Consider the following 1,414-nt stretch of genomic DNA (forward strand, 5'->3'; position numbering starts at 1 on the left):
TACGGCGCCCCCGGGGCGATGGCCGTCCGTACCGCGTCCGCGTCCGCTTCGGACGGGTCGTGCGCCGGCAGGAAGGCGCGGGCCCGGCCGACGCGCTGGCGGGGACCGCGGCACGGAGGCCTCCGGAGGACCGGGACCGCGCTAGGACCTGATGAATTCCAGGATGTCGCGGTTGAGGACGTCCGGATGGGTCGACAGCATGCCGTGGGGGTACCCCTCGTAGGTCTTCAGGGTGCCGTGCTTCAGCAGCTCGACCGTCAACGGCGCGGAGTCCTCGTAGGGAACGATCTGGTCGTCGGTGCCGTGCGCGACGAGGACCGGGACGTCGATCTTCTTGAGGTCCTCGGTGAAGTCGGTCTCCGAGAACGCCTTGATGCACTCGTAGTGGGCGTTGGCCGCCCCCGTCATGCCCTGCCGCCACCAGTTGTCGATCAGTCCCTGGGAGACCTCCGCGCCGGGCCGGTTGAATCCGTAGAACGGACCCGACGGCACGTCGATGAAGAACTGCGCGCGGTTGGCGGCCAGGGCCGCGCGGAACCCGTCGAAGACCTCGATCGGCAGACCGCCGGGATTGCTCTCGGACTTGACCATGACCGGGGGGACCGCGCCGACCAGCACCGCCTTCGCGACCCGGCCGGGCTCGGCCCGCGCGACGTACCGCGCGGCCTCTCCGCCGCCGGTCGAGTGCCCGACGTGTACGGCCTCCCGCAGATCGAGGGCGCCGGTCAGCGCCGCCACGTCCGCGGCGTAGGTGTCCATCTCGTGGCCGCTCGCGGTCTGACCGGAGCGCCCGTGACCACGCCGGTCGTGGGCGATCACGCGATAGCCCTGGGACAGGAAGAACAGCATCTGGTTGTCCCAGTCGTCGGCGCTGAGCGGCCAGCCGTGGTGGAAGACGATCGGCTGTCCGTCGCGCGGACCCCAGTCCTTGTAGAAGATGGTCGTGCCGTCGGTGGTGGTGACCGTGCCCATGGGTGATCCCTCCGCGTGATCCGGACCGACGGCACTCACCTTACGCTCCGGCCCGGCGCGCCTCATCTCCTGTATGCCCGTCAAGTGACGGTTGGGCACGTCCTATGGTTGTTCGATGTTGCTTGTTCCCAGATGGGTCCTCTTCTCGTCGGGGTGCGCGCCCGTCCTGCTCGTCGCGGGCTGGGTGATCGCGGCATCACTGGAGGGACCCGCCTACGACCCCGTCACCCAGACGATCAGCGTCCTGGCGGCCTACGGGGCCGCGGGGTCCTGGGTGATGACCACGGCGCTCCTCGCCCTGGGCGCCTGCCATCTGCTCACCGCCTGGGGACTGCGGCCGGCGGCGACGGCCGGACGCGTGGCGCTGGCCGGCGGCGGAGCGGCGGCGCTGGTGGTGGCGTTGCTGCCGGCGCCGAGCAGCGGAGGGTCCCTGCGTCACGGT

Annotated in this window: 2 protein-coding genes; one reads left to right on the forward strand and one right to left on the reverse strand. The window is 70.9% G+C overall.

What is annotated here, in order from left to right:
- Positions 1-141 precede the first annotated feature (141 nt).
- Positions 142-972: an alpha/beta fold hydrolase gene (locus tag B7767_RS43240; RefSeq protein WP_085576553.1), complete on the reverse strand. Its 831-nt coding sequence runs from the start codon at positions 970-972 to the stop codon at positions 142-144.
- A gap of 115 nt (positions 973-1,087) precedes the next feature.
- Here B7767_RS43240 and B7767_RS43245 point away from each other — a divergent pair.
- Positions 1,088-1,414 (forward strand): DUF998 domain-containing protein (locus B7767_RS43245; RefSeq protein WP_143653027.1); only part of this gene is annotated, 327 nt, incomplete at its 3' end.

The organism is Streptomyces sp. 13-12-16 (assembly GCF_002114215.1).
Lineage (GTDB): Bacteria > Actinomycetota > Actinomycetes > Streptomycetales > Streptomycetaceae > Streptomyces.